At 70.0% G+C, this 18,187-nt stretch carries 19 protein-coding genes; 10 read left to right on the top strand and 9 right to left on the bottom strand.

Annotation, left to right across the window (positions count from 1 at the left end; all coding sequences use genetic code 11):
• The first annotated feature begins 89 nt into the window (after positions 1 to 89).
• Positions 90 to 1,580, top strand: coding sequence for a hypothetical protein (locus IEY69_RS07680; RefSeq protein WP_189072561.1), 1,491 nt, complete (start codon positions 90 to 92; stop codon positions 1,578 to 1,580).
• Between the two features lie 18 nt (positions 1,581 to 1,598).
• Positions 1,599 to 2,057: a hypothetical protein gene (locus IEY69_RS07675; protein WP_189072560.1), complete on the top strand. Its 459-nt coding sequence runs from the start codon at positions 1,599 to 1,601 to the stop codon at positions 2,055 to 2,057.
• Between the two features lie 75 nt (positions 2,058 to 2,132).
• Here the strand turns inward: IEY69_RS07675 and IEY69_RS07670 are convergent, their stop codons facing one another.
• Positions 2,133 to 3,128, bottom strand: coding sequence for a ribose-phosphate diphosphokinase (locus IEY69_RS07670; protein WP_189072559.1), 996 nt, complete (start codon positions 3,126 to 3,128; stop codon positions 2,133 to 2,135).
• A 196-nt stretch (positions 3,129 to 3,324) separates the two neighbouring features.
• On the opposite strand from IEY69_RS07670, the gene IEY69_RS07665 reads away from it, so the two are divergent.
• Positions 3,325 to 4,755 carry a phytoene desaturase family protein gene (locus tag IEY69_RS07665; RefSeq protein WP_189072558.1) on the top strand — a complete coding sequence of 477 codons (1,431 nt, stop codon included), beginning with the start codon at positions 3,325 to 3,327 and terminating at the stop codon, positions 4,753 to 4,755.
• 51 nt (positions 4,756 to 4,806) lie between these two features.
• Here IEY69_RS07665 and IEY69_RS07660 read toward each other — a convergent pair whose 3' ends face one another.
• From IEY69_RS07660 to trpS, 3 genes are all read right to left on the bottom strand, one after another.
• Positions 4,807 to 5,136: a hypothetical protein gene (locus IEY69_RS07660; RefSeq protein ID WP_189072557.1), complete on the bottom strand. Its 330-nt coding sequence runs from the start codon at positions 5,134 to 5,136 to the stop codon at positions 4,807 to 4,809.
• The gene (gene dnaJ / locus IEY69_RS07655) at positions 5,136 to 6,260 is read right to left on the bottom strand and encodes a molecular chaperone DnaJ (RefSeq protein WP_189072556.1); all 1,125 of its coding nucleotides are present in this window, start codon (positions 6,258 to 6,260) and stop codon (positions 5,136 to 5,138) included. Before dnaJ ends, IEY69_RS07660 begins: the two co-directional genes overlap by 1 nt.
• 233 nt (positions 6,261 to 6,493) lie before the next feature.
• Positions 6,494 to 7,501: a tryptophan--tRNA ligase gene (trpS, locus tag IEY69_RS07650; RefSeq protein ID WP_189072555.1), complete on the bottom strand. Its 1,008-nt coding sequence runs from the start codon at positions 7,499 to 7,501 to the stop codon at positions 6,494 to 6,496.
• A 238-nt stretch (positions 7,502 to 7,739) separates the two neighbouring features.
• Here trpS and IEY69_RS07645 point away from each other — a divergent pair, with 238 nt between their 5' ends.
• The gene (locus tag IEY69_RS07645; RefSeq protein WP_189072554.1) at positions 7,740 to 8,078 is read left to right on the top strand and encodes a hypothetical protein; all 339 of its coding nucleotides are present in this window, start codon (positions 7,740 to 7,742) and stop codon (positions 8,076 to 8,078) included.
• 10 nt (positions 8,079 to 8,088) lie between these two features.
• Here IEY69_RS07645 and tdh read toward each other — a convergent pair whose 3' ends face one another.
• Positions 8,089 to 9,114, bottom strand: coding sequence for an L-threonine 3-dehydrogenase (gene tdh / locus IEY69_RS07640; RefSeq protein ID WP_189072841.1), 1,026 nt, complete (start codon positions 9,112 to 9,114; stop codon positions 8,089 to 8,091).
• Positions 9,115 to 9,291: 177 nt separating this feature from the next.
• Between tdh and IEY69_RS21930 the strand changes: the two genes are divergently transcribed.
• The 4 genes from IEY69_RS21930 to murJ all read left to right on the top strand — a co-directional run bounded on the left by IEY69_RS21930 (position 9,292) and on the right by murJ (position 12,034).
• Complete coding sequence (locus IEY69_RS21930) at positions 9,292 to 9,426, top strand: hypothetical protein (protein WP_268243858.1); 135 nt, start codon at positions 9,292 to 9,294, stop codon at positions 9,424 to 9,426.
• 67 nt (positions 9,427 to 9,493) lie between these two features.
• Entirely contained in the window at positions 9,494 to 9,916 is a 423-nt protein-coding gene (locus IEY69_RS07635) for a uracil-DNA glycosylase (RefSeq protein WP_189072553.1), read from the top strand.
• The gene (locus IEY69_RS07630; RefSeq protein WP_189072552.1) at positions 9,916 to 10,371 is read left to right on the top strand and encodes a hypothetical protein; all 456 of its coding nucleotides are present in this window, start codon (positions 9,916 to 9,918) and stop codon (positions 10,369 to 10,371) included. Before IEY69_RS07635 ends, IEY69_RS07630 begins: the two co-directional genes overlap by 1 nt.
• Before the next feature lie 91 nt (positions 10,372 to 10,462).
• Positions 10,463 to 12,034, top strand: coding sequence for a murein biosynthesis integral membrane protein MurJ (gene murJ / locus IEY69_RS07625; protein ID WP_189072840.1), 1,572 nt, complete (start codon positions 10,463 to 10,465; stop codon positions 12,032 to 12,034).
• Between the two features lie 59 nt (positions 12,035 to 12,093).
• Here murJ and IEY69_RS07620 read toward each other — a convergent pair whose 3' ends face one another.
• Positions 12,094 to 12,663, bottom strand: a complete 570-nt coding sequence (locus IEY69_RS07620) for a YdcF family protein (RefSeq protein WP_189072551.1) — start codon at positions 12,661 to 12,663, stop codon at positions 12,094 to 12,096.
• 170 nt (positions 12,664 to 12,833) lie between these two features.
• Between IEY69_RS07620 and topA the strand changes: the two genes are divergently transcribed.
• Together topA and IEY69_RS07610 are read left to right on the top strand one after the other, a co-directional pair.
• Positions 12,834 to 15,746, top strand: a complete 2,913-nt coding sequence (gene topA, locus IEY69_RS07615; RefSeq protein ID WP_189072550.1) for a type I DNA topoisomerase — start codon at positions 12,834 to 12,836, stop codon at positions 15,744 to 15,746.
• A 171-nt stretch (positions 15,747 to 15,917) separates the two neighbouring features.
• Positions 15,918 to 16,241 carry a hypothetical protein gene (locus tag IEY69_RS07610; RefSeq protein WP_229783735.1) on the top strand — a complete coding sequence of 108 codons (324 nt, stop codon included), beginning with the start codon at positions 15,918 to 15,920 and terminating at the stop codon, positions 16,239 to 16,241.
• A 24-nt stretch (positions 16,242 to 16,265) separates the two neighbouring features.
• On the opposite strand, the gene IEY69_RS07605 is transcribed toward IEY69_RS07610, so the two are convergent.
• The 3 genes from IEY69_RS07605 to IEY69_RS07595 form a co-directional block, all read right to left on the bottom strand.
• Complete coding sequence (locus tag IEY69_RS07605; RefSeq protein ID WP_189072548.1) at positions 16,266 to 16,817, bottom strand: SRPBCC family protein; 552 nt, start codon at positions 16,815 to 16,817, stop codon at positions 16,266 to 16,268.
• A gap of 84 nt (positions 16,818 to 16,901) precedes the next feature.
• Positions 16,902 to 17,654, bottom strand: a complete 753-nt coding sequence (locus IEY69_RS07600; RefSeq protein WP_189072547.1) for a PIG-L deacetylase family protein — start codon at positions 17,652 to 17,654, stop codon at positions 16,902 to 16,904.
• A 42-nt stretch (positions 17,655 to 17,696) separates the two neighbouring features.
• Complete coding sequence (locus IEY69_RS07595; protein ID WP_174368172.1) at positions 17,697 to 18,158, bottom strand: DUF4870 domain-containing protein; 462 nt, start codon at positions 18,156 to 18,158, stop codon at positions 17,697 to 17,699.
• Between the last annotated feature and the right edge of the window lie 29 nt (positions 18,159 to 18,187).

Here is an 18,187-nt window from a genome sequence, read left to right as displayed (position 1 = left end):
CCAAAGAGGGACGCTTCACGAAGCGCATGAGTGGTGTACTCCGGAGAGCAACACCCACCACAACCTCTCCCCCATCCCCAGGAGGCCCCATGGTTCAGACTGCCCTGACCGCCCTGCTCGGCGCGCTGCACGCCCTGCTCGACCTCGCCCTGCCCGCTGCCCTGGTACTGGCTGCACTGGCGCTGGCCCTCGCGGGGCTCGCCCTGATCGACCGGGACCGCGCCCGCCGCACGCTGCACTGGCTGGGCACCCGCGCGCCACAGCTCGGCGGGTGGGCGCTGGCCGCGCTGCTGCTGGGCGGGGCGCTGCTCGTGCTGAACGTGTCGCGCCGCGCCGTGGACGCCCGCATCGCCGCGCAGCAGAGCGCCCGCTACGCCAACGCCGCCGACCCCGACGGCGGCCAGACCGTGCAGACCGCCCCCCGCGCCAGCCTCGTCGAGAACCGCACGTACACCCGCAGCCTCCTGCTGCCGAACGACGTCGCCACGCGCGTCAGCGTCAACAACAGCCTCGAAGGGCTGCTGCCGTACCTGGGAAACCCCGGCGACACCGTGCAGGACCTCCGCGAGAACTTCACCCGGACGCCCGAAGGCCTGCGGTACACGCGAGAGGTCGTCATGCAGTCCGAACGCCCGCTGGACTTCGACCGCAGCGTCGTCCGCGCGGACCTGCGCTTCGTGGACCCCGCCGGGGGGCGCGGCACGTACTACAACGCCGCCTTCCAGGCCAGCTACCGCTTCCGCAACCCGCTGGACACGCCCGCCACGCTGCGCTTCGCGTTCCCGCTGCCCGGCGGGAGCGGCACCCTCAGCGGCTTCACCCTGACCGTGAACGGGCAGGCCCTCAGCGCCAGCGACCTCCTGAACGGCAACGTCTGGGAGGGGCAGGTCCCCGCCGGGGGCAGCGTGGACGTGCAGGTCGCGTACGCACACCAGGGCTCCCGCGCCTGGAGTTACCAGCTCAGCCGCCGCGAGGCCATCCGGGACCTCGACGTGACCGTCACCGCCGACCGCCCGGCCAAGTTCCAGCGGTACTCGCTGTTTCCCACCAGCCAGACCCGACCCGCGCTGGGCAGTTCCGGGCTGGGCGGCCCCGCCACGCTGCGCTGGCAGCTGAAGAACGCCGTCACCGCGCAGGACGTCGCCGTGGTCTTCACGCAGGGCAGCGTCCGCGAGACCCTCACCAAGGTCCACCTCACGCAGGGCCTCGCCGTCGTGCTCGCCGCCCTCCTGATCCCGCTGTGGGCCGTCACGCGCCGCACGCCCCTCGCGCCCCTCACGCTCGGCGGCGCGCTGCTGGGCCTCGCGCTGGGCTTCACCCTCGGCGGCGTCCTGACCGCGTACCTGCCCCTCCTGCTCGCCGAGATCCTCGGCAGCCTCGCGGGCGCGGCCCTCGCCTGGGTGATCCTCGGGGGTCCCAGACAGGCCCGCACGCCCCTCCTGCCCCTGCTCGCCAGCGCCGCGCTGCCCCTGGCGTTCCTGACCGGCGGTCACGCGGGCCTGATCCTCACCGTCCTGGCCGCCACGCTGCTGCTCCTGCTCCTGCCCCGCGCCCGCTGGCTCGCCCCGCCCACGGCATAATGGTGCCCGGAGCGCCCAATGTCCCAGTCACTCGAATCACGGCTCGCAGCCCACCTGCGTGAACTGCTCAGCCAGACCCAGACCGATTCAGAAGTCTCCCCGGAACTGTCCATCAGTCTCCAGGACGACCTGACGTACTTCATTCCGCAGCTGCTGCGCGAAACGTACCCAGCGTGGGAAAATGAATACCTGGACGGCACTCTGCTCACCAGCGTCCGCAAGCTGGCGGCGAACGCGGCAGAACTCTATGGCTGGGCCATTCTCCTGATCGACCCTGGCCTGACCCCCGTCTACTTCCGGCTGACCCTGGATCCGGCTCAGGACGCGCTGCATGCCTACGATCTGTTCGTGGGCGACACCGGGTATGGACGCCTCGGCATCGCCCGGCCCTTCGGAACGGCACACCTGATCGAGACGCGCCCGGCCCCAGTGGAGCAGATTTCGTGGAAGTACCGGGTGTCCCGGAAACCCCAGTAAGACCGGCTCAGCCCACACGGCAAGACAGAGCGGGGAGGGATCTCGCGACCCCTCCCCACCGTCCTGACGCGCTGCTCAGGTGAACAGGGTGCTGACGCTGGCGCCGGTGTGGATGTTCGTGATGGCGTTCGCGAACAGCGGCGCGACGTCCAGCACGGCCAGCCTGCCGTTGGACGCCTGAATCTTCGAGTCGGGCACGAGCACGGTGTTCGTGCTGGCGACCTGCGTGACGTCCAGGGCCGCGATGCGCTGGATGGCGGGGCCGGAGTACACGCCGTGCGTGACGGCGACGTACACGTCCTTGGCGCCCATGCTGCGGGCGATGTTCACGGTCTCGACGAGACTCCCGGCGGTGCTGATCTCGTCATCGACGATGAACACGGTCCGGCCGTCCACGTCGCCGATCAGGGCGCGGGGGCGGACCTCGGTGTCCGAGAGGCGTTCCTTGTCGATCATGGCGAGGCCGCTGTCGAGGCGGCGCGCGATCTGCGAGGCGCGTTTGATGCTGCCCGCGTCGGGCGCGAGGACGACACCCTCGTGCGCGTTCGGGACGCACTTCTTGAAGTGCTCGCTGAGCACGAGGTCGGCGGAGAGGTGGTCGACGGGGACCTTGAAGAAGCCGTGGACCTGCGGGGCGTGCAGGGTCATGGTCAGGATGCGGTCCGCGCCGGCTTCCTGGAGCAGGTCGGCGATCAGGCGCCCGGCGATGCTGATGCGGGGGCTGTCCTTCTTGTCGCTGCGGGCGTAGGAGTAGTAGGGGATGACGGCGGTGACGCGTCCGGCGCTGGCGCTCTTGGCGGCGTCGATCATGAGCATGAGTTCCATGATCGAGTCGCTGACGGGGTTGCTGAAGGTCTGGACGATGAACACGTCCCCTTCGCGCAGGCTTTCCTCGTAGTGCACGATGATGTTGTCGTTCGTGAACTTCTCGGTCTTGCTGCGGCCCAGCGGGACCCCCAGGTGGTCGCAGATGGCCTGGGCGAGGGGTCGGTTGCTCTGACCGGCGAACACGAGCAGGGGTGAGCGGCGGCTGTTGAGCAGGCTGGTGGGGGCGCGGTGGGGGACGGACACGGGAAATCCTCCAGAAGGGGGTGGGACGTGGGCGGGGTGTTGATACGCGCCCGGGCGGGCGCGGCTGTTGACCGCTCAGCAGCATACCTGCCCCGTGATGGGACTGTCATACCGGGGGGGCGTGCCCGGGCGGGGAACACGGGCGGTGAATGTCCGCTCAAGGGGGACGCGGGGGCGGGGGCGTTAGCCTGTGGGTATGACGCTGGACGCCGTGGTGGTGGGGGCCGGACCGAACGGCCTGTCGGCGGCCGTGACGCTGGCCCGCGCGGGGCTGCGCGTGCAGGTGCTCGAAACGCATGCCCGGGTCGGAGGTGGCCTGAGCAGCGCGCCCCTGACGCTGCCGGGCTTCACGCATGACGTGGGGTCGGCGATTCATCCGCTGGCGGCGGCCAGTCCGGCGTTCCGGGCGTGGCCGCTGCACGCGTTCGGGCTGGACTGGGTGCAGCCCGACGCCCCCGCCACCCATCCGCTGCCGGGCGGGCGGAGCGCGACTCTGGAACGGGACCTGCACGCGACCGCCGAGGCCCTGGGGCGGGATGGTCCCGCCTGGGTGCGCCTGATGGGGCCGCTCATGCACGACTGGGAGGGGCTGCTGGACGACCTGCTGCGGCCCCTGCCGCGCCTGCCCCGTCACCCGCTGTCCCTGGTGCGGTTCGGACTGCGGGGCCTCCCGAGCGCGCAGCTGGTCGGCGACACCCTCTTCCGCACGCCGGAGGGCCGCGCGCTGTGGGCGGGTCTGGCGGCGCACAGCAACCTGCCGCTGAGTGCGCCCGGCACGGCGGCCGTGACGCTGGTGCTGGCGCTGTTGGCGCATGCGGTCGGCTGGCCGTTCCCACGCGGGGGGGCGCAGGCGCTGGCGGACGCCCTGCGCGCGTACCTGGAATTCCTGGGCGGCAAGGTCCTGACCGGCGTGACCGTGAGGTCCGCGCGTGACCTGCCGCCCGCCCGCGTGACCCTGGTGGACAGCAGCCCCCACGTGCTGCTGGATGTGCTGGGGGACCGCGCGCCCGGCTGGTACCGCGCCGCGCTGGAGGGGTACCGCTACGGGCCGGGCCTTCAGAAACTCGACTACGCGCTGTCCGGCCCCATGCCCTGGGCGGACCCGCGCGTGGCGCGCGCCGCGACCGTACACCTGGGCGGCCTCGCGCCGGACGTCACCCTGTCCGAGCGGGTCGCGGGGCGGCAGGTGGCTGCGCGGCCCTACGTGCTCGCCGCGCAGCACAGCCTGTTCGACCCCAGCCGCGCACCCGCCGGGCAGCACACGTTCTGGGCGTACTCGCACGTCCCGTCCGGCTTCGCGGGCGACGCCAGCGGGCCGATGGAGGCACAGATCGACCGCTTCGCGCCCGGCTGGCGCGACCTGATCCTGGCCCGGCGCCGCACCACCGCCCCCGAGTTACAGGCGTTCAGTCCGGTCTTCCAGGGCGGGGACGTGAACGGCGGGCGCGGCGACCTGTGGGGCCTGCTGGCCCGCCCGCTGCCCACCCCCACCCCGTACCGCACCCCGGTGAAAGGGGTGTACCTCTGCTCCAGCGCCACCCCGCCCGGCGGCGGCATCCACGGCATGAGCGGATACCACGCCGCTCATGCCGCCCTGCACGACGAGTTCAGGCTCCGCGCTCCATGACAGACCGACGGCCCCCGGGATCACACCGGGAGCCGTCGAAAGCCAGCGGGTTCAGCGGCGGCGGGACTTCTTGGATTTGCTTTTCGACTTGGACACGCTGCCCATCAGGCCCTCCTGGTCGAAGTCCACGGCGCGGCCCGCTAGGAACGTTCCCTGCGCGAAGCTGCCGTCCTGGTTCTGCCAGCGGTGCACCTGACCGGCAATGGCCTGCACCGGCTGCCCCTGATCCCCGACAACCTGCTGCACCTGCACCAGCGTCATGCCGGGCATCAGGCGCGTGTATTCGTCCGGCGTGACGATCTGATCGGCGGCGCAGGCCACCAGAGTCACACTCAGAATCGCGGCGCCCAGCAGCCCCCCCCTGCGGTTCGTGTAGTTCATCATTCCCCCCGGAAGATCTTGCCGACGCGATCGAAGAAACCCTCGTGCTTCTCGTTCACCTCGTCCCCCACCGCGCGGGCATAGGCGAGCAGCGCCTCGCGCGCCTCGGGCGTCAGCTGACCCGGCCTGGGCACAATCACGTCGTACTCGACGATCAGGTCCCCGCTCCCAGACCCCTGCAGGCGCGGCATGCCCTGCCCGCGCAGGCGGTGCAGTTCGCCGTGCTGCGTTCCGGCCTTCACCTCGACCGTGTGTGGGCCGTCCAGGGTGGGCACCGTGATCTGCCCGCCCAGCGCGGCCTTCGCGAAGCCGATCTTCGCCGTGTGGATCAGGTGCTCCTGCTCGCGGCGCAGCTCGGGGTGCTTCTCCATCTCGATGTGCACGTACAGGTCGCCGTTCCCGCCGGGCCCCTCGTTGCCCGCGCCACTCACGCGGATGCGGTAGCCCTCGTCGATCCCCTTGGGCAGCTTGACCTTCACGGTCTCGGCCTTCAGGGTGCGGCCCCGGCCCTTGCAGACCGTGCAGGGGTCCTGCACGATCTGGCCCTCGCCGCGACAGGTGGGGCAGGCCTGCTGCGTCTCCACCACGCCGAAGATCGTGCGGGCCTGCGCGCGCACCGCGCCCGCCCCACCGCAGGTCGTGCAGGTCTTGGGCGGCTTCCCGCCGGGTTCGGTCTTCGAGCCGTCGCAGTGCTCGCAGGTGGTCAGGCGGTCCACCGTGACCTCGATCTCCTCGCCCGCGCGGGCCTGCGCGAGCGTCACGAACGCCTCGGTCTCCAGGTCGTCCCCGCGCGCCGGGCCGCGCCGCCCGCCACGGCCACCCATCGCGCCGCCGAACAGCTGCTCGAAGATGTCCATCGGGTCGAAACCCGCGCCGCCCATCCCACCGAACGGGTCACCGCCCGGCATGCCCGCGCCCGGCACACTGCCGAAGCGGTCGTAATGCGCGCGTTTCTCGGCGTCGCTGAGGACGGCGTACGCCTCGTTGATCTGCGTGAACTTCTCGGCCGCCCCGGCTTCCTTGTTCCGGTCCGGGTGGTACTTCAGCGCGAGTTTACGGTAGGCGGACTTGATTTCATCGGCACTCGCAGTCTTCGCGACGCCCAGCAGTTCGTAGTAATCCATATGTCGTGTCTCGCCGGGCGAGGCCCGACCTCCGGCCACAGGTTAACACGACCACACTCAGGAAAAGTGGGCACGGAACAGGGAGGCGGGATGCAGGAAGCGGTGCGCGGAGTGAGTCGGAAGTGGAGAGTGGGAAGTGGGAACCCCTGAGAGGTCCAGCTGCGCGGCGTTCACAAGACTAACCCCCCCGACACTCCCGACCCACTTCCCGCGCACCGCCTCCCGCACCCCGTTCAGAACATCGCGGCCCGCACCTGTGCCAGCGTGTGCGCGGCGATCTCGCGGCCCCGCTGGGTGCCGTCGCGTAGCAGGGTCATGACCGCCTGTGGGTCCTGCGCGTAGGTGGCGCGGCGTTCGCGGATGGGGGTCAACTCGGCGTTCAGGACGTCCAGCAGGTGGCGTTTGACGGTCACGTCGCCCAGGCCTCCGGCGCGGTAGTGGTCCTTCAGGGCCTGCACGCGGGCGGCGTCGGGGTCGAAGGCGTCCAGGTACGTGAAGACCGGGTTGCCCTCGACGGTGCCGGGGTCCGCCGCGCGCAGGTGGGTGGGGTCGGTGAACATGCCCATCACCTTGCGGCGCAGTTCGTCCGGCAGGTCGCTCAGGTATGCGGCGTTGCCGAGGCTCTTGCCCATCTTCGCGTGCCCGTCCAGGCCCGGCAGGCGCGGCGAGGCGGACAGGAGGGCCTGCGGTTCCACCAGCACGTCCGTCACGTCGGCGGCTGGCCCGTACAGCCCGTTGAAGCGCCGGACCACCTCGCGCGTCAGTTCCAGCATGGGCAGCTGATCCTCCCCGACCGGGACGACCTGCGCGCCGAACGCCGTGATGTCCGCCACCTGCGCCGCCGGGTAGATGAAGAACCCCGCCGGGACTGCGTCCCCAAAGCCTTTCTGCGCGATCTCGGTCTTCACGGTGGGGTTCTGCCGCAGCTTCGACACCGTCACGAGGTTCAGCAGGTACACGGTCAACTCGGTCAGTTCCGGCACGCCCGACTGCTGCACGAACGTCACCCGCGCCGGGTCCAGGCCCGCGCCCAGGTAGTCCAGCATCACCTCCGGGACGTTCCGACGCAGCACGTCGGGCCGGTCGAAGTGATCGGTCAGGCCCTGCACGTCCGCGACCAGCACGAACACCTCGTGCGAGTCCTGCAACGCCACCCGCGACCGCAGCGACCCCGCCAGGTGCCCCAGGTGCAACCGTCCCGTCGGGCGGTCCCCCGTCAACACGCGCACCCTCTCCCCCATCCCATTTCCTGTATTCGACATCATCCGACCTCCGCGAGAGACACGAAAAAAGCCGCGCCCGGATTCAGTGTCCGGGCGCGGCGCGACGATGAACGTCAACAGGCGAAGACACCCGGATCACCGGGCCACCACACCTGCACGAGAACGCTCATGCGAGGCAGCATGCCGCAGGGAAGCGGAGTTGGGCATCCGCCAGATGGCGAGGGGGAAACGGCGCGCGGCGCCTACACTGGGCGCAATGACCACGACGCCCGCCTGGAGGCAAGATCAGGACATCTGGCGCTGCGACCTCGCTCACGGGGTCGTCCTGCGGCTGCGTGGGCTGGGGCTCACCCTTGAACCGGTCATGGAATCGGCGCGACTGTTCTGGTCCGACCCGACCGAACCCGAATTCGAGATCGGGTTTGATCCACAGGTGAACGATGACGGCGAGGTCAGCATCGATGCCGAGGCGTTCCTGACCGGACCGCTGGCGGCCGGGGAGGCCGTTTGGTTGAGGTTGCTTCAGGCGCCGCCCGGCCCCAGCGGACGCTGGTGCGTGCCGCCCTTTCCAGCCGAACTGATGGGCGACGCCTAACCCGCATCCCCTATTCCCAGTTCAGGATGACTTTGCCGCTCTGGCCGCCGAGCATGGCGTCGAAGCCCTGCTGGTACTCGCTGATGGGGAAGTGGTGGGTGATGATGGGGGTCAGGTCGAGGCCGGACTGGATGAGGGCGGCCATCTTGTACCAGGTTTCGAACATCTCGCGGCCGTAGATGCCCTTGATGGTCAGCATCTTGAAGATGACGCCGTTCCAGTCGATATCCACGCGTCCGGCAGGGATGCCGAGCAGGGCGATCTTGCCGCCGTTGTTCATGACGTCGACCATCTGCGCGAAGGCGGGGCCGGAGCCGCTCATTTCCAGGCCGACGTCGAAGCCTTCGGTCATGCCGAGTTCGGTCATGACGGTGCGGAGGTCCTCGTGGGCGACGTTCACGGCGCGGGTGACGCCCATCTTCCGGGCGAGGTCCAGGCGGTAGTCGTTGATGTCCGTGATGACGACGTTGCGCGCGCCGACGTGCCGGGCGACGGCGGCGGCCATCACGCCGATGGGTCCGGCGCCGGTGATCAGGACGTCCTCGCCGACGAGGTCGAAGCTCAGGGCGGTGTGCACGGCGTTCCCGAAGGGATCGAAGATCGCGGCGATGTCGTCCGGGATATCGTCGGGGAGTTTGAAGGCGTTGAAGGCGGGCAGCACGAGGTACTCCGCGAAGGACCCGGGGCGGTTCACGCCGACGCCGAGGGTGTTGCGGCACAGGTGGCGGCGTCCGGCGCGGCAGTTGCGGCAGTGCCCGCAGGTGACGTGGCCCTCGCCGCTGACGCGGTCGCCGATCTGGAAGCCGCGGACCTCGCTGCCGATCGCGGCGACCGTGCCCACGTACTCGTGCCCGACGATCATGGGGACGGGAATGGTCTTCTGCGCCCAGGTGTCCCACTTGTAGATGTGCACGTCCGTGCCGCAGATGCTGCCCTTGCGGACCTTGATGAGCAGGTCGTTCGGGCCGGGCGTGGGGACGGGCGCCTCGGTCATCCAGATGCCTTCCTGGGCGTGTTGTTTGCTCAGGGCGCGCATGGTGCCGGGCAGGGTGGCGCCGGGGTGGGCGGTGTCGGTGGTCACGGGGGCAGTTCTACCGCCGCGCGGGCCGGGGCGCAACGGGCCGGGCCGCGTGGACTGGACGCCCGGCACTGAACGGGCAGGCTTAACGATTTGTGTGCGCCCCCGCGCGCGCCCCGGCGTAGGCTGGGGCGCATGATCAAGTACCGCAGGCAGAACCCCCTGGAACCCGAGAAGGACGCGGAAGTGACCGTGAACCTCACGCCCCTGCTGTTCTTCGCGGTGGGCTTCGTGGTGATCCGCGCGCTGCTGCGCACCATCCGCCGCTGAAGCCCCGGCACAGTGAGGCGCGCGGTCTGAAAGATTCCGGGAAGGGCGGTGCGCTACGCTGGGCAGGATGACTCAGCCCGTCCCTCAGCAGTTCAAGAGTGCCCTCAGTGGTCGCCTGGTCGTGCCGGGCTGGATGAACCTCGTTCCCGGCCGTGCCGACGGCATCGAAATTCAGGTGGACGTGGCCGCGGAGGACCTGGGCCGCGAGCAGGCCAGCCTCCTGATCGAGTACTGGGCCACCCCGGACGACCTGACGCTGCAGAGCGTGCTGCCCGTCCGGGCGTTCGCCGCGACCGCCGAGGGCTGGTGTGCGTTCGTGCCGCCGCAGGGCCGCGTGCTCGTGCGGGCCATCGATCCGCAGCCGAACCCGCCGGTGCTGGCCAGCCACTGGATCAACGTGGACCCCGCCACGCCCGCCGGGACGACCGTGAACGTCGCGGTGAAGTTCCCCGAGCAGACCCCGGCCATCCAGAACCTCCTGAACCCCTGATGACCGGGGAAACGCCGCACACACCCCTGACCCGCGAGGAGATCGCGGGCGTGGAATTCGACTGGTTCGCCACCGACCCGCGCGGGTTCGTGGCGCAGTTCCTGGCCGCCGGGGACGACACGGTGCCCGCCGCCGCGCTGGCGTCCGAGGAACTGCTGGAGGCCACGCACGTGTGGCTGGATACCCGCCCCGAGACCGAGGACACCAGCGTGGACGTGGGAGGGTTCGACGAGCACCTGTGCGCCCCGCAGCGCCGGGGTGCGTTCGTGTACGACCACGTGCCCGGCGAGGCTGGCGTGTACCGGCTGGTCGCCGCGCCACGCACGCCCATCACGCTGGACGCCTTTCCGGCGCACCTCCAGGCGTACCTGGGGACGCTGCGCCTGCCGGTGGCGCTGGGGTCCGCGCGCCTGTTCATCGGGCCGGACGGACAGGCGCACGCCCTGACCGACTGACCCGCCCCTCTCCCCGCAGCGTGGGCGGCGCTACAGTGGCCCGGTGAGCAAGTCCCCGCTGGGCCAGCCGCCCGCCCCACCCGAACTGAACATGACCTTCGAGGACGCCGGACCGCCCGACGCGCCCCGGCCCGCCAGTCCGAAGAAGTCCCTGCGGGCGAACACGATCATCGTGATGCTCGGCACGCTCGGCTCGCGCCTGAGCGGCATCCTGCGCCAGATGGCCCTGAACAACCTGTTCAGCGTGACGCTGGTCGAGGCGTTCAACACGGCCATCACCATCCCGAACCTGCTGCGGGAACTGCTGGCCGAGGGCGCCCTGGTGAACTCGTTCATCCCGGTCTACAAGACCCTGGACGACGCCGAGCGCAGGCGGCTGGCGCAGGCGTTCAGCGGCGTGCTGATCGCCGTGAACCTCCTGCTGATGGCGGCGGGCATCCTGGCCGCGCCGTACCTCGTGGACCTGCTGCTGGCCGGGCAGTCGAACATTGACCGGGAACTGGCGCTGTTCATGACGCGCATGGTCATGCCGTTCCTGATGCTGATCAGCCTGTCCGCCATCGCCATGGGGCTGTTGAACGCCGACGAGCACTTCCGCGAGAGCAGTTTCGCGCCCGTGGCGTTCAACATCGCCAGCATCGCGGCGCTGGTGCTGCTGCCCAAGCAGGCCGAGTGGCTGGCGTTCGGGTGGCTGCTCGGCGGGGTGGCGCAGCTGGTCGTGCAGTTGCCCGCCCTGAACCGCTTCGGGCTGCTGCCCACCCCGGCCCTGATGGGTCACCCGGCGGTGCGTCGCGTGCTGCGTCAGATGGCGCCGTTCACCCTGACCGCCGGTGCGCGGCAGTTCCTGAACGTGTACGTGCTGCGCCTGCTGTCCGACGCGCGGCTGTTCGAGTCCGGCACGCAGGCCGGGTACTTCAACGCTCAGGCGCTGTTCACCACCGTGAACGGCCTGTTCGTCGTGTCGCCCGTCCTGGCGGTTTTCCCGCGTTTCTCGCAGGCGGCCGCCGAGCAGAACTGGGCGCAGTTCCGCGCGCTGACGGCCAGTACCATCCGCACCACGACCTTCCTGGCGGCCCCCATGAGCGCGCTGATCATTGCGCTGTCCCCGTACGTGATCAGCATCATCAACACCCACGCGCCCCGCAGCGCCGAGGAGACCGTGAAATTTCTGGCCGGGGCGGGCATCCTGAGCAGCTGGTCCCTGGCGCTGGTGCCGTGGGCGCTGGTGACGGTGCTGCTGCGGACCTTCTACGCGCGGGAACGCACGCGGGAGGCCGTGACGATCAGCGCCATCGGCTTCGTGCTGGAGGTCGGCCTGTACCGGCTGCTGGTGCCACCGCTGGGATTGATTGGCTTCGGGCTGAGCACCACCATCAGCGGGCTGCTCATGACGGCGGCCCTGATCGTCCTGTACCGCCGCGCGGTGGGCTTCCCCGCGCGCGAGGTCATGGGGCACCTGCTGCGCGTCGTGCCACTGGCGGGGGTGGCCGGGGGCGCGGCGTGGCTGATCGCGCGCGCGCTGCCGATCCAGCCGGGGTTCATCCTGACCAGCCTCCCGGTCCTGGCCCTGGCGGGCGGCGCGGGCCTCGCCGTGTACCTGGGCGGCGCGCTCGCCCTGCGGATGCCGGAAGTCGCGGCGGTCACACGACGACTGAAGCGGTAGTTCGGAAAGAGAGGTGCGGGGCGCAGGGGATGACCTCCTGCGCCCCGCACCTCTCTTTCTTACAGTCGGATGCCGAGCAGCGCGTAGCCGAGCAGGGCGAATTTCTCGCGCAGGACGTACTGGCGACTGGTCTGGGGGCTCAGGGGGCTGGCGCTGACGTTGGCGTTCATGTTCATGGCGCGGGCCAGCGCGAGGGCGCGTGGGGCGTGGGCCGCGTCGGTGACGAGCGTGACGGGTGTCCCGCCGGGCAGCTGGGCGCGGGCGTTCTCGAGGTTCTGGACGGTGGTGCGGCTGCGTTCCTCGGCGATCAGGGCGCCGCTGGGGACGCCATGCTGGTACAGGTAGGTGGTGCCGACGCGGCCTTCGGTGTAGCGGTCGCCGGGCTGGCGGCCGCCGGTGACGACGACCTGCCGGACGTGGCCCTGGCGGTAGAGGCTGAGGGCGTGGTCGAGGCGGCGCTGGAAGGCGGGGCTGGGCCGTCCGTCGTACTGCGCGGCACCGAGGACGATCAGGGTGGGGTTAGGTGCGGAGTTGGGGAGTTGAAGAGGGGGCGCGGTCAGGAAGCCCGTCAGGAGCAGGGCGGTGACCGCGAGGGGAATGATGGAGAGCGTGGCGCCCCGGGCTCGCATGCGGGCAGCGTAGCATGAAGGAAATCTGAATCCTGAGGACTTTCTCGCGTGGGCCCGGGCCGTCCGGGACGGGGTCCGTTCATAAGGGGGTATTGGTCCGCTTCTCCCGGAAGCTTCTGCGGGGGCGTGCTACGCTCACCCCTGACTTCTTTAGGGGAGCACCCTTGCTTATGCCCAGATCCTCTGCCCACACGCTGGTTATCGTCGAGTCGCCTGCCAAGGCCCGCACCATCGAGAAGTACCTCGGAAAGGGGTACACGGTGGAGTCGTCCATCGGGCACATCCGTGACCTGCCGAAAAGTGCGGCGGACATTCCCGAGAAGTACAAGGGCAAGGCCTGGGCGCGCCTGGGCCTGGACGTCGAGAACGACTTCCAGCCGCTGTACGTGGTGTCGCCCGAGAAGCGCGCGCACGTGGCGAAGCTGCGCAAGCTGGCGCAGGACGCCGACGAGATCATTCTCGCGACCGACGATGACCGCGAGGGCGAGAGCATCGCGTGGCACCTGTTCCAGGAGCTGAAGCCGAAGGTGCCGGTGCGGCGCATGGTGTTCCACGAGATCACCAAGGAAGCGATCCAGGCGGCGATTGCCGCGCCGCGTCAGATCGACACGAACCTCGTGGAGGCGCAGGAGGCCCGCCGGGCGCTGGACCGCCTGTACGGGTACGAGGTCAGTCCGGTGCTGTGGAAGAAGGTCGCGCCGAAACTGTCGGCGGGGCGGGTGCAGTCGGTCGCGACGCGCATGCTGGTGCAGCGTGAACGCGAGCGGATGCGCTTCGTCAGCGCGACGTGGTGGGACCTGCTGGTCACGGCGCAGACGGCGGACGGGCAGAGCTTCCCGGCCCGCCTGACCGATCTGGCGGGGCAGAAGCTGGCGCTGGGCCGTGATTTCGACCCGCTGACCGGGCGACTGAAGGACGGCGTGGTGGCCCGCCTGCTGACCGAGGCCGAGGCGCGCGCACTGGCCGAGGGTCTGGCCGGGCAGCCGCTGACGGTCACGAGCGCGGAGGAAAAACCGTTCACGCAGCGGCCGTACCCGCCGTTCATCACGTCCACGCTGCAGCAGGAGGGGAGCCGCAAGCTGGGCTTCGCCGCGACCCGCACCATGCGCGCCGCGCAGCGCCTGTATGAGCAGGGCTACATCACCTATATGCGTACGGATTCCACGAACCTCTCCGAGGAGGCCGTGAAGGCGGCGCGGTCGCAGGTGGCGCAGATGTACGGCGCGAACTACCTGTCGCCGCAGCCGCGCGTGTACACGAAGAAGGCGAAGAACGCGCAGGAGGCCCACGAGGCGATCCGCCCGGCCGGGAGCAGCTTCCGCACGCCCGACAGCCTGAAGACCGAACTGTCCGGCGACGAGTGGCGCCTGTACGACCTGATCTGGAAGCGCACGGTCGCCTGCCAGATGGCCGACGCGCGTGGTCGTGGGCTGCGCGTCCGCCTGGGCGGCAAGGCGAAGGGGGGTGAGGAGGTGGCCCTGAGCGCGTCGGGCCGCACCATCGACTTCCCCGGCTTCCTGCGCGCGTACGTGGAGGGCAGCGACGATCCCAGCGCCGCGCTGGAGGACCGCGAGACGCCCCTGCCCCCCCTGAGTGAGGGACAGCGCGTGACGGCGGACGGCGCCAAACCCGAGGGGCACGAGACCCAGCCCCCCGCCCGTTTCACGGAGGCCAGTCTGGTGCAGTCGCTGGAGGCCGCCGGGATCGGGCGTCCGAGCACGTACGCGAGCATCCTGGGCACCATCCAGGACCGTGGGTACGCCACGAAGAAGGGGCAGGCGCTGATTCCGTCCTGGACGGCATTCGCCACGAGCGCCCTGCTGGAGCACCACTTCGGGACGCTGGTGGACTACGACTTCACCGCGAAGATGGAAGAGGACCTCGACGAGATCGCCGGGGGGCGCGAGAGCCGCGTGCCGTACCTCAAGCGCTTCTACCTGGGGGACCAGGGGCAGGGCATGGCGTTGAAACCCACCATCGAGCGGCAGATGGGCGAGATCGACGCGCGCGGCATCGCCACCATCCGCGTGCCGAAACTGGAAGGCAGCGGCGTGGAAGTCCGCGTGGGCCGCTTCGGGCCGTACATGGAACGCGGCGAGCAGAAGGCGAACCTGCCCGAGGACCTCGCGCCGGACGAACTGACCGCCGAGAAGGCCGAGGAAATCCTCGCGCGGCCCAGCGGCGACCGCCCCCTGGGCACCGACCCGGACACCGGGATGCCCGTCGTGGCCCGCGCCGGACGGTACGGCCCCTACGTGACGCTGGGCGACACGAACCCACCGGCGCGCAGCGCGAGCCTCTTCCCCGGCGACGACCTGGGCACCCTGAGCCTGGAGCGCGCCCTGCAACTCCTGACCCTGCCCCGACTGGTGGGCAGCAGCGAGGGCGAGGAAGTCTGGGCGTTCAACGGCAAGTACGGCCCGTACCTGAAACGCGGGAACGACAGCCGCAGCCTCGCCACGCACGAGCAGCTGTTCACGGTGACGCTGCCCGAGGCAGAAGCGCTGTTCCTGCAACCGCGCTTCCGGGCACGCGCCGCCGCCGCCGGACCGCTGCGCACCTTCGAGTTCCCGGGCCGCGCCGCTATCCAGCTCAAGGACGGCCGCTTCGGACCGTACCTGACCGACGGCGAACGCAACGCCACGCTGCGCAAGGGTGAGACTCCGGAAAACCTGACCGCCGAACGCGCCCTGGAAATCCTGGAGGAACGCGGCAAGGAACCCAAGAAGAAACCCGGCAAGGCGACCGCCACCAAGAAGGCTGCGCCCAAGACCGGCACGAGCAAGACCACCGCGAAGGCCGGGGCGAAGAAACCCGCCGCCAGCAAGGCGGCAATCAAAAAACCCGCTGCGAAGAAGCCAGCCGCGAAAGCCGCACCCGCCAAGACCACGTTCACCTGGGCGGACCTGCAACCCCACCTGGGCGTCCTGAGCGACCCCGAACGCCGCCTCGTGACCGCCACGCGCGGCGAGGGACGCAAGGTCGAGGACGTCGCCCCTGAACTCGGTCTGGACGTCAAGAAAGCCAAGGGCATGGCCCTCCAAGCCAGCAAGAAACTCAATCAGGCCGCGCGCGGCGAGTAAGGAGTCAGCCCATCACGTCCCGCCACCTCGCCCAGAAGTCGGCGGGATCTTTCATGCGGCCGGATCGAGTGCAGCTGAGCTGGACAGCCGTGCGCTGGGCGTTGGACGTTTCCTGGCCCTCTGCCCTCACGCGGGCCGGGGCGTGATATGACGTGCTCCACTGTGACGCCCGTGAAACCTGACGTTCCTCAATCCCTGCATCTGGCGCGGCTGGCGCAGGGCAGTCCCGGCGAGTGGGTGCGGCTGCCCGGCGGTCGCGTGCGCGTCGTGAACCTGTCCGGCACCCTGTCCGGGCCTGCCGAGACCGGCTGGCTGCTGTGTCTGAGTGGCGAGGCGGTCGTGGATCTCCCGCTGAGCAATTTCGTGCGCCTGCGCCCCGCCGAGGGCTACCGCGTCCGTGCGGAGGAACCCTGGACGGCGTTCGGAACGAAGGACGGCACGGTGCTGATCCTCACGCCGGACGAGGAGCGCCAAACGACGTCGCGCCCCAGCTGAACCGGGGCGCGATCTGCGTCGACCTTACTTCTTGCGCTTGGCGGCCTTCGCGGCTTCCTTCGCGGCCTTCTGGTCGGCTTTCTGCTTCTCGGCCAGTTCGCGGCCCATGTCCTCCATGAGCTGCGCGCCCTGGGCGTCCACGGTCCGCTGGAGTTCCAGCAGGGTCGTGGCGACCATGTTGTGCAGGACGCGCTCGACGGGTACCCGCACCCACTTGTAACGGACCTTGCCGTGCACGGTCAGGGTCACCTCGGTCCCGCCGGGCATGGGTTTGAAGATCCAGCCCTGCGTGAGTTTCTCCAGCGGGCCGACGTGCCGGACGCTTTCCCAGCCGCCGCGCTGCGGAGCCTGAAGCTGCCCGTACTTCGCGGTGAAGCTCAGGCCCAGCAGGCGGCGCGTGAACTTGAAGCGCACGAGCGAGTTGTTCGCGAGGCGGCCGCCCTCGCCCTCGTACTCGGCCTTGGCGAGGTTCGGGTCCCATTTCGCGCGGCGTTTCGGCTCCAGCGCGAGGCGGTACAGGACGTCCGGGCGGGCACGGACCACGATCGTCTGCTTGATGTGAATGGACTCCGACATGCCCCGACACTGTAGCGCGTTCCCCGCCGGGCGCGCGTCCCGCCCCCCAAACCGCTCACTCGGCGCCGGTCAGGGCAGTCCCGGTCAGTGCAGGTAGTCCCGCGCGGGCAGGTGCGTGACCCGCAGGTTGAACCGCTCGGCCGCGCCCACGCCCGCCAGGCGACCCAGGTCCACCCGCGCCGCCCGGTACTGCTCCGCCGTCCACTGCCACCTGTAGAACGCCTGATAGAAGCCCATGACCTCCGCCGCGACGTCCAGGGTGTCCGCCGTGTTCACGAACACCTCCGGGTAGGGGCTGGCGGGCGCGAAGTACTGGTAGAAACGCACCGGGTCCCGCCACGCGTCCAGGCGGCGCACGTCCTCGCCACTTTCCGGCGCGGCGTCCCCGCTCAGGTCCGGCGCAGGCGGCATTGCGGCGCCCCCCGCCTCGTTGATGATCTTCGGGATGCGCGCCAGCGTGATCGCATCGAACGCGATCTTCGCGGTCATCCGGTGATCCGGGTGCGGGTGATCGTCACTCCAGGTGATCACCGCGTTCGGCCGGAACTGCGCGTACAGCCGCGCCAGTTGCAGCGCCTCGGCGCGGCCGCCCGTCATGCGGCTGTCCCCCATGTCGAAGAAGTGATACCGCGCCCCGATCCTCTGGGCGACCCACGCGCCATGCTCGCGGCGCACGCGGGTCACCTCCTCGTGCGAGGTGTCCCCGAACTGACTGGCGAGTTCCCCCAGCGTCGTCCAGACCAGCAGCACCTCGTCCCCGCGCGCCGCGTGCTTCGCCAGCGTCCCGATGCACCCGATCTCGTCGTCCGGGTGCGCAAACACAGCCATGATCCGCATGCGGGCAGCATACCCCGGTAATGTCCTGCTTTACCCAGCGCTTTACTTCAGAAAGCGGATGCTGAGCGGGTAATGGTACGCCTGCCCCGCACTGACCCGCACCACCGCCAGGATCATGAACACGAACGGCACCAGACTCGTGATCAGCAGCACCGGCAGGAACAGCAGGAAGAACGCTCCGAACGACCCCAGGAACGCGAACGCCCCCACGTCCGGCGCGCCCGCCGCCGCGCCCACCGCACCCCCCAGCAGGCCCAGGCTGAACAGCGCGAAGCCCAGCACGCCCACCACCAGCGAGTACAGCCACCAGCTGATCTGGAAGTTCAGCGCCTCCTTGCCCTGATCGTCCAGAGCGCGGCTGCGGTCCCGGTACGCCAGCCACGCCACCAGCGGCCCCAGCAGGTTCCCCACCGTCGGGATCAGGAACCCCGCCAGCGGCGACAGGTGCGTGACAATCGCGGGTGTACGGTCCGGTTCAGGAATGGTCAGCGGCGAGCGGATCATGCTTGACAGTACGGGCCGCCCATCCCTAC

Source organism: Deinococcus sedimenti (genome assembly GCF_014648135.1).
GTDB classification, from domain to species: domain Bacteria; phylum Deinococcota; class Deinococci; order Deinococcales; family Deinococcaceae; genus Deinococcus; species Deinococcus sedimenti.
The sequence above is the reverse complement of the archived record's forward strand: the minus strand, read 5'-3'. Positions and strand labels throughout refer to the sequence as shown.

Bases quoted from the DNA above. Each gene is read 5' to 3' on its own strand.
- murJ (WP_189072840.1), top strand. From the start codon at position 10,463: ATGACCTTCGAGGACGCCGGACCGCCCGACGCGCCCCGGCCCGCCAGT.
- IEY69_RS07620 (WP_189072551.1), bottom strand. From the start codon at position 12,663: ATGCGAGCCCGGGGCGCCACGCTCTCCATCATTCCCCTCGCGGTCACC.
- IEY69_RS07675 (WP_189072560.1), top strand. From the start codon at position 1,599: ATGTCCCAGTCACTCGAATCACGGCTCGCAGCCCACCTGCGTGAACTG.
- IEY69_RS07595 (WP_174368172.1), bottom strand. From the start codon at position 18,158: ATGATCCGCTCGCCGCTGACCATTCCTGAACCGGACCGTACACCCGCG.
- IEY69_RS07660 (WP_189072557.1), bottom strand. From the start codon at position 5,136: ATGAACTACACGAACCGCAGGGGGGGGCTGCTGGGCGCCGCGATTCTG.
- IEY69_RS07665 (WP_189072558.1), top strand. From the start codon at position 3,325: ATGACGCTGGACGCCGTGGTGGTGGGGGCCGGACCGAACGGCCTGTCG.
- IEY69_RS07645 (WP_189072554.1), top strand. From the start codon at position 7,740: ATGACCACGACGCCCGCCTGGAGGCAAGATCAGGACATCTGGCGCTGC.
- topA (WP_189072550.1), top strand. From the start codon at position 12,834: ATGCCCAGATCCTCTGCCCACACGCTGGTTATCGTCGAGTCGCCTGCC.
- IEY69_RS21930 (WP_268243858.1), top strand. From the start codon at position 9,292: ATGATCAAGTACCGCAGGCAGAACCCCCTGGAACCCGAGAAGGACGCG.
- IEY69_RS07630 (WP_189072552.1), top strand. From the start codon at position 9,916: ATGACCGGGGAAACGCCGCACACACCCCTGACCCGCGAGGAGATCGCG.
- tdh (WP_189072841.1), bottom strand. From the start codon at position 9,114: ATGCGCGCCCTGAGCAAACAACACGCCCAGGAAGGCATCTGGATGACC.
- IEY69_RS07635 (WP_189072553.1), top strand. From the start codon at position 9,494: ATGACTCAGCCCGTCCCTCAGCAGTTCAAGAGTGCCCTCAGTGGTCGC.
- IEY69_RS07680 (WP_189072561.1), top strand. From the start codon at position 90: ATGGTTCAGACTGCCCTGACCGCCCTGCTCGGCGCGCTGCACGCCCTG.
- dnaJ (WP_189072556.1), bottom strand. From the start codon at position 6,260: ATGGATTACTACGAACTGCTGGGCGTCGCGAAGACTGCGAGTGCCGAT.
- IEY69_RS07600 (WP_189072547.1), bottom strand. From the start codon at position 17,654: ATGCGGATCATGGCTGTGTTTGCGCACCCGGACGACGAGATCGGGTGC.
- trpS (WP_189072555.1), bottom strand. From the start codon at position 7,501: ATGGGGGAGAGGGTGCGCGTGTTGACGGGGGACCGCCCGACGGGACGG.
- IEY69_RS07605 (WP_189072548.1), bottom strand. From the start codon at position 16,817: ATGTCGGAGTCCATTCACATCAAGCAGACGATCGTGGTCCGTGCCCGC.